Source organism: Candidatus Margulisiibacteriota bacterium, assembly GCA_031268855.1.
In the GTDB taxonomy this organism is placed as follows: Bacteria; Margulisbacteria; Termititenacia; order Termititenacales; family Termititenacaceae; genus Termititenax.
Genome location: JAIRWS010000028.1, coordinates 1 through 7,736, shown reverse-complemented (window position 1 = coordinate 7,736; position 7,736 = coordinate 1). Strand labels below are relative to the sequence as shown.

Here is a 7,736-nt window from a genome sequence, read left to right as displayed (position 1 = left end):
CCATGAGCATAGTTTTACTTCTGACAGCAAAGCGTTCTTGGGCGGCGCGCATGAACACGATGTTACGGGATCGATCTCGGGCGGCAGTGTTTCCGGCTCGACAGCCAGCGCTGGCTCCGGCTCGGCGTTCAGCGTTGACACCGTGCCAGCCTACTATACAGTGATATACATCATGAAAATTGCCTGACAGTTACCCTCTGCACTAACAAACGATGCCTTGTTGAACGATCTGATTTTTTTAGACAATCTTGGGGGAGTTTTTATGTCTCGCTGGCGCGAGACACCTCACCGCAGCTGCCGCTGCTGCCTCTCCTTATCAAGGAGAGGCTGGCTGTCGCGTAAGCGACAGACTGGAGAGGTGTTTTATGATCCCTTTTTCCTTAAGTTGTTGACGTTGTTTTGTAAGGAGAGATAACTGAGGAAGACAATTGACAGGACTAGGATTTAAGTTGGCGTTGGCTTAAATATTGTATACATAATTCGTTGACAATCGTATCACAATGATATACACTATTAAACAGGAGTAAAATCATGAACTTTTATACAGCCAGAGATTTGCGGACTATACCTAAAAGCATTTGGGGTAATCTGGCCGCTGACAGCGAAGTAATCATTACCAACAACGGCAGGCCGACCGCGTTGATGCTGTCTATCTCTGAAACAAATTTTGACGAAACGGTCAAAGCCGTGCGGCAGGCCAAAGCCATGATCGCTTTTAACAGCATGCGCAGCAAGGCTGCCAAAAGGGGATTTATGACCGACGCGGAGATCAACGCCGAAATAAAAGCCGGCCGTAGAGAACGCCGCGTCAAACAAAAATAATGCTGGTTGTTCTGGACACGAATGTGCTGGTTTCCGCGCTCTGGTCGCGGTCAGGCACACCGGCGCGGATCCTGGCTTTAACGCAGAATAAAATACTTACGCCTTGTTACGACCACCGTATTTTAACTGAATACCACACAGTGCTGGGACGGAAAAAATTCGATTTTGCCCAATGGGAAATCCGTGATCTGCTGGCCTTGATCGAGCAGGACGGCTTGTCTGTAACACCGGCAAGTCTAGACCGGCATTTTATAGATGCGGACGACCGGCCGTTTTATGAAACGGCCAAATACTGTCAGGCCAGATTGATCACCGGCAATCAAAAACATTTTCCCAGAGATGAATTGGTATTTTCGCCTCAGGAATTCCTGGCTTTTTTTCAAAAATAAATTACTAAATTACCCTCTGTAATTTTCGATCTGCCGCCAGAAACTTTTTTCTGTGACTTTTTGGCCGTCGTAAATGCCTTCGTTGCGCAAGATATTTTGGCACAGCTCCAGTTTTAGCGCGGGCAGAGCCGCGGGAGCGATAGCGCTGTTTAGCGTTTGCAGGTATTTAAAAAAAATTTGATACAGACTGGCGTTGGGCTGCAGGCTGCTGGTGATCTTTTCGACGATCTTGACAGCCTCGGCGGCGTTTTGCAGCAGCGTGTAATTTTGGCGGATCTTAGCGAAAAGTTCGAGGCTGGTGGTCTGATAGATCACGGCAAAATCTTTGTTTTCCGCGACGACAAATTCATTCCGGCAAAAAAGATCGAGAGCGGCCTGCGGTTTTTGGCAGCCGCGTTTTTGCACAAGTTTGATCCGGCCGTCGCTCAAGCTAAAAACGTCCAGCAGCAGATCGTTGTCGCGCAGGATTTTTTTGCGGAGAATGACGCCTTCGAGCCGCGCGCTCATTTACGGGATTTTGTAAATGACCAGACCGGACAGGAGTTTAGGATAAAAATCCGTGGATTTTTGCGGCATAATGTCGCCGGCCAGAACGGTGGCATAGGTTTGCTGTACCGTCGTGCTGTTCAAGAAAAACGCCGCCTGCTCCTGGCCGTTTAAAACCTGCTCAAACGCGCTGTGCGCCGCGCGGATATAGGTGAGATTTTCCTGCGCTTCCTGTTTTTCTTTGCTGAGACCCAAAATATTTTCCAGAACCAGAGTGTGCAGCACGGCGACGTCCAGCTGCCGCCACGCCTCGGATTTGTTCGCGGCCAGTTTGGCCATGACCGACGGATCGCGCAAAGTCAGTTCATAAAGCAAAGACTGTCCGGCGTAAAAACCCAGGCTGATCTTTCCGGCGGCGCGCTGTTCCTGCAGAGCGTTGAGCAGATGCTCCAGCGCGTGCCGCGGCGTGAGGTCAAAATATTCCGCGGCTTTCTTTAAAAACTCCGCTTCGGAAAAACCGGCTAGCCCGTGCGCCAGACGGTGCGTTGGCAGGACGGTCAGGCCTTCGTCTTCCATGTTGACCAGCGTGGCCATGGTGTAGCCGTAGGGACTTTCCGCGCCGAGCGCCGCGCCGTTTTCTTGGGCAAAATTGCAGGAAGTTTCGTAGCGGTGATGGCCGTCAGCGATGAGCAGCTGCTTGTCCGCCAAAACGGCGCTGACTGCTTGAATAATCTTAGCGTCGTCGATCTTCCAGAGCGTGTGCGTGTCGCCAAAATGATCGACCGCGGTTTCGTCCGGCGCGCTATTTAGCGCGTTTTGCAACAGCGCCTCGACTTTTTTCTGCGGATCGCTGTAGAGAAAAAAGATCTGGCCGCAATGCGCTCTGGTCGCGCGCAAAAGATTGAGGCGGTCGGCTTTGGGTTTGGCCAGAGTCTTTTCGTGCGGTAAAATAATTTTTTTGGCAAAATCCTCCAGCCCGACCAGCGCGACAAAGCCCCGGCGGGTTTTCGGCTCGCCGTTTATTTTGTAAGTCTGCTGATAGGCGTAAATGGCTGGCTGTTCGTCCTGCAATAAAATTTTGTCGTTCAGCCAATTTTGGAGTTCCGTGGCGGCGGCCTGATAGGGGTCGGCCGCTTTGTTGCGGATCAATTTGGCCGCTGTGTACGGCGAGCGTTCATAGTAGGCGTCGAGCAGTTCCGGCGAAATTTTGTCGTAAGGCTGCGTGACCACATCGCTGTAATTTATTTTTTCTTTATTGTAGCGTATTCCCCTGAACGCCTTAATGCGCGCCATAAATCCTCCAAAAGTTTTGGGTGATTATAGTATAAAAAGCAAAAACATGCTCTAGCGCTGTGCCGCGGGACTGTGTTATAATCCTTAAAATAAGCAGTGGGGGTTGTTTATGGTCGATTCGAGACGTTCCGCGGTGATCAAAGTGGTCGGCATCGGCGGAGGCGGCGTGAATGCTGTCAACACGATGGTGGCGGCCGGGCTGGATGGCGTGCAGTTTGTGGCGGTTAACACTGACCTGCAGTCTCTTGACGCTTCCACGGCTGAAATACATGTGCAGATCGGCGGCAAACTGACCAAGGGCTTGGGCGCGGGCGCTGATCCGGCCAAAGGCAAGGACGCGGCCGAGGAGAGCAAAGACGATATCGCGCTGGCGCTCGATGGCGCCGACATGGTTTTTATCGCGGCTGGCATGGGCGGCGGCACGGGCACAGGAGCTTCGCCGGTGGTGGCTGAGCTGGCCAAAGCCAAAGGCGCGCTGGTGGTTGGCGTGGTTTCCAAGCCGTGGAGTTTTGAAGGGCCGATCCGTATGCGTCAGGCGGAAAACGGCATAGAGCTACTGCGTGCCAAAGTTGACGCGCTGATCATTGTGCCCAACCAGCGGCTGCTGGATATTTACGACCGGGCGCTGACCCTGCCGGAATCTTTTCAAAAAGCTAACGATGTGCTAAAGCAGGGCGTGCTGGGCATTGCCGGTCTGATCACCAATCCGGGTTTGATCAATCTCGATTTTGCTGATGTGCGCACGATCATGACCAACGCCGGTTCGGCGATGATGGGCATTGGCACGGCTGCCGGCGATGATCGCGCGGTGGACGCCGCCAATGACGCGATCAGCAATCCGCTGCTGGAAGAAAACATTCAGGGCGCGACCGGTTTGATCGTTTCGGTGACTGGCGGGCCGGATATGACTTTGCACGAGGTCAACGACGCTATCAATATTGTGCGGCAGTCGGCTGATCCCAATGCCAATATTATTTTCGGCGCGTCGATTGACGAAGCCAAACAGGGCGAGGTTTCTTTGACAGTGATCGCCACGGGTTTCAAAAAGACGATCCTGCCGCCGATCACCAGCGGAGATATTGTGGAGACGGAAATTAAAATGACCGCTCCTCCGCCGACAATGCTGCGCAAAGAACCGGAACTGCAGCCAGCCGGCCAGCGTTTTGCTTTTTTTGATGAGACGCCGGCTTCGGCGTTGTCCAGCGCCAACCCCGACGATATAGATGTGCCGCCTTTCTTGAGAAATCGTTAATGCCGAAACGCGGATTTTTCTGTTTGATTTTACTCTCCTTACTAGCCGCGGAAACGCCGAACGTTCAGCTTTTTTCCGATGTGCCGCGCGATCACTGGGCTTTTAACGCGGTCAGGCATATGGTTGATTTAGATGTGGTCAAAGGCTATCCAGACGGCACTTTGCACGGCGATGAAAAGATCAGCCGTTACGACACGCTGGTCTATTTGAATAATCTCTCTTTGAGCATGGAAACAATGCTGGACAAAAAATTGCAGCTTGAGCAGCCAGCTTTTCAAAATGTGTCGGCCAATGCGGTGGCCACCCAGGCGATCGTCGATCTAAAAAACGAAGTGGCCGCGCTGAAGCTGGAGCTGGCGGAGCTGAAAGGCGCGGCGACGGTCAATGTGCCTGCGGCTCCGGTTGCCGCGCCGCGGGAATCCACGGAGTGGCCGGCGCTGCTTAAAGATAATCTCGTGATCGATTCCTATTATTTCTATACGAGCAAGGCTGCCACTGGCAACGACATGCTGGACGCGCCGCGGCTTTTTGTGCGCGCCGATCTTAACCTGAGCCGCGATTTTGGCTTGAGCGGTTTTGCGTTTACGCTGAAGCGCAACTATACCAGCGCGGCGGCCTGGGCTGGCCGCGAACTGGCGGATTTTGCGCGGTTGAGGTTTGAGGCTTCCGCCGGCCCGGGGCAGGTCATCGACCAGGACCGCCGCGTAGTGGACAATCCGGCCAATTCTTTGAGCGCGCGTTTAGGGTTGTGGGGTTTGTCTTTGAGCGCGGCGCAGAGCCAGGCCGACTCTGCTGTTTCAACTCCGGCTGTCAGTCATTTAAATGTCAGCCGGCAGACTCTGGCGGCCAAATTTGATTTTTCGCCCGACCTGCCGTTTTTCGGCGCCGGTAATATTTTTTATCAAGTTGACACTTACAGCGGAGAGGGTAAAGCGGTTTCCAATAATGAAACTGTGCGGGCTTTCACCACGCGCGCTTTGAGCGGACTGCATTTTGAGCTTGCCGCGCGGCGATTTTTGACTTTGCGTTATTTGCAGGACGCTTACAAAAATGGCTACACTGATCTTAGCAAAAAACAGTCCTATTATTATGACGCGCTGCTGTCGCTGGGCGGTTTGTTTGCGGACGGTCTGGATTTGGACGTAATGTATGCTTACAAAGGCGCGGCTTTTGGCGCGAACCAGCTGGGCGAAGACGCGCCCGGCGTAAATCTGCTGGGCTATGCTTCCTGCGCTTATTTGACCGACGATATTTTTGGCGAAAATAGAATTCCCAATGCCAAAGCGGTCTCCGAGACCGGTGTCAAGCTGACCAATTATCTTTACCAAAAAGAATTGACGCTGGAGATTGTTTATATTTACGGTGTGGGTTTGCCGGATGATGATATCTCGCCAGCGGACACCAAATATTTGTACGATCATTACGGCGCGCGGTTAAGTTGGTATTTGCTGCCAGGCAGCGCGTTTTATCTGGGCTATGAAAAACTCGATCTTTTCGACAGCGCTATCGAAAAAGCCGCTGATCAACTGACGGAAGAGCTGGTAAAATTTGGCTTGAGGTTTGCGTTCTGATGATTTTGAAAATTTTGCAGTATCCTGATCCTTTGCTGCGTGAAAAGTCGGTCAAGATCGCCAGACTGACGCCGGAATTAAAAACTCTGGCGCTGGATCTGCTGGAGACACTTTACAGCAGGGGTAACGGCGTGGGTCTGGCTGCGCCGCAGGTCGGTAAACTTTACCGGCTGTTTGTTTATGATATTTCCGCCGACCACAATGAGCCGGGAGTATTGTTTAATCCCGAGCTGCTCTCGCACAATAATCAAAAAGCCAAGCACGTGGAAGGCTGTTTATCCTGCCGTAATTTTGAAGGTCTGGTCGAGCGTTATACCAAAGTCACGGTGCGCGGCGTCAATCTAGACGGCAGGACGGTCACGATCAAAGCCGCGGATTTTCTGGCGCGGGTCTTTCAACACGAGATCGAACATCTCGACGGCATAGTTATCTTGGACAAAGCCGAGCCTGTGCCGCCGGACAGCGCGGAGGCGGAGATCGTATGATCCGTTTGGCTTTTTTCGGTTCGCCGAATTTTGCGCTGCCAGCTCTGCGCGGGCTTGCGGCTGACGAACGTTTCCAAATTGTTTTGGTCATAACTCAGCCGGACAAACCGGCTGGCCGCGGCCAGCAAAAGCAGCTGCTGCCGGTCAAAAACATGGCGCTGGATTTAAGACTGCCGGTTTTAGACCGTCTGCCGGCAGCCGCGGAATTGCAAAAGCTGGATATTGCGAAAATTGTCGTGGTGGCTTACGGCCGCCTGCTGCCCGCCGAACTGACCGACAACTGGGAATGTGTCAATCTGCACCCGTCACTGCTGCCCAGGTACCGCGGCCCGTCGCCAATACAGACCGCTTTGTGGCGCGGCGAGGAGAAAACCGGCGTGACCACTATGCTTATCAACGCGGAAATGGATGCCGGTGATATTCTTTTGCAGGAAGAAATTTCTATTGAACAAAATATGCATATTCGCCAGTTAAACGCGCTTTGCGCGGAACGCGGCGCCGCGCTGTTGGCCGAAACTTTGCTGCAGGATCTTCAGCGGATCCGTCGGCCGCAGGATGCTAAGGCCGCCACATATTGCCGGAAGATCACTAAAGAGGACGCGCTGATCATCGAAGGCGAGACGCCGCTGCAGATCCACAACAAAGTACGCGCGCTTGGCGGTTTTACTTTGCACAAGGGCAGACGGGTAAAAATTTTAGAGACACGCTATACCGCGGCTGGTTTGGAGATCGTGACAATACAGCCGGAAGGCAGGCCGCCGATGGCTTACGCGGATTTTTGCCGCGGCTACGGGGAAATAATTTTATGACTTTAAAGAAACGCATAATTCCCTGCCTGGACGTGACCGGCGGCCGCGTGGTCAAAGGCACAAATTTTGTCGATTTGCGCGATGCTGGCGATCCAGTCGAGCTGGCCAAATTTTATGATAAAGAGGGCGCGGACGAATTGGTTTTTTTGGATATCACGGCTTCCAGTGACGCGCGGAAAATTCTGCTGTCTATTGTCGAGCGCACAGCCGAGCAGGTTTTTATCCCGTTCACGGTGGGCGGCGGCATACGCGACACGGACACGATGCGCGCGCTGCTCAAGGCCGGCGCGGACAAAATTTCTCTAAATACCGCGGCGGTGCAAAATCCCGAATTGCTCAGACAGGGTTCGGAGATGTTCGGCGCACAATGCATCGTGCTGGCTGTCGACGCCCGCCAGACCGCGCCCAACAAATGGGAAGTGTACACGCACGGCGGACGCGAGCCGACCGGTCTGGACGCGCTGGAGTGGCTTAAAAAAGGCCGGAATCTGGGCGCTGGTGAGATATTGCTGACTTCTATGGATAGAGACGGCACCAAAGACGGGTACGACTGCGCGCTGCTGGACGCGGCGGCGCGAGCGGTGGATATTCCGGTGATCGCTTCCGGCGGCGCGGGCAAACTGGAGCAT

Annotated in this window: 10 protein-coding genes; 8 read left to right on the top strand and 2 right to left on the bottom strand. The window is 53.3% G+C overall.

Annotated features, from left to right (window positions below):
- From LBJ25_01795 to LBJ25_01785, 3 genes are all read left to right on the top strand, one after another.
- Nucleotides 1-187, top strand: a 187-nt coding sequence (locus LBJ25_01795) for a hypothetical protein (GenBank protein MDR1452696.1), incomplete at its 5' end; no start/stop codon positions are given.
- 344 nt (nucleotides 188-531) lie between these two features.
- Complete coding sequence (locus LBJ25_01790) at nucleotides 532-822, top strand: type II toxin-antitoxin system Phd/YefM family antitoxin (protein ID MDR1452695.1); 291 nt, start codon at nucleotides 532-534, stop codon at nucleotides 820-822.
- Nucleotides 822-1,211, top strand: coding sequence for a putative toxin-antitoxin system toxin component, PIN family (locus LBJ25_01785; GenBank protein MDR1452694.1), 390 nt, complete (start codon nucleotides 822-824; stop codon nucleotides 1,209-1,211). The genes LBJ25_01790 and LBJ25_01785 overlap by 1 nt, the downstream gene beginning before the upstream one ends.
- Before the next feature lie 9 nt (nucleotides 1,212-1,220).
- On the opposite strand, the gene recO is transcribed toward LBJ25_01785, so the two are convergent.
- Complete coding sequence (recO, locus tag LBJ25_01780; GenBank protein MDR1452693.1) at nucleotides 1,221-1,718, bottom strand: DNA repair protein RecO; 498 nt, start codon at nucleotides 1,716-1,718, stop codon at nucleotides 1,221-1,223.
- A complete protein-coding gene (locus tag LBJ25_01775; protein ID MDR1452692.1) occupies nucleotides 1,719-2,990 on the bottom strand; it encodes a DUF1015 domain-containing protein in 1,272 nt (423 codons plus the stop codon).
- A 109-nt stretch (nucleotides 2,991-3,099) separates the two neighbouring features.
- On the opposite strand from LBJ25_01775, the gene ftsZ reads away from it, so the two are divergent.
- From ftsZ to hisF, 5 genes are all read left to right on the top strand, one after another.
- On the top strand, nucleotides 3,100-4,242 hold the full coding sequence (gene ftsZ, locus LBJ25_01770) for a cell division protein FtsZ (protein ID MDR1452691.1): 1,143 nt from the start codon (nucleotides 3,100-3,102) through the stop codon (nucleotides 4,240-4,242).
- A gap of 23 nt (nucleotides 4,243-4,265) precedes the next feature.
- Nucleotides 4,266-5,813 (top strand): S-layer homology domain-containing protein, encoded by a 1,548-nt coding sequence (locus tag LBJ25_01765; protein MDR1452690.1) that lies wholly within the window; start codon nucleotides 4,266-4,268, stop codon nucleotides 5,811-5,813.
- The gene (gene def / locus LBJ25_01760) at nucleotides 5,813-6,298 is read left to right on the top strand and encodes a peptide deformylase (protein MDR1452689.1); all 486 of its coding nucleotides are present in this window, start codon (nucleotides 5,813-5,815) and stop codon (nucleotides 6,296-6,298) included. The genes LBJ25_01765 and def overlap by 1 nt, the downstream gene beginning before the upstream one ends.
- The gene (gene fmt / locus LBJ25_01755; protein ID MDR1452688.1) at nucleotides 6,295-7,107 is read left to right on the top strand and encodes a methionyl-tRNA formyltransferase; all 813 of its coding nucleotides are present in this window, start codon (nucleotides 6,295-6,297) and stop codon (nucleotides 7,105-7,107) included. Before def ends, fmt begins: the two co-directional genes overlap by 4 nt.
- On the top strand, nucleotides 7,104-7,736 hold a 633-nt coding region (hisF, locus tag LBJ25_01750), incomplete at its 3' end, for an imidazole glycerol phosphate synthase subunit HisF (GenBank protein ID MDR1452687.1). The genes fmt and hisF, both read left to right, overlap by 4 nt.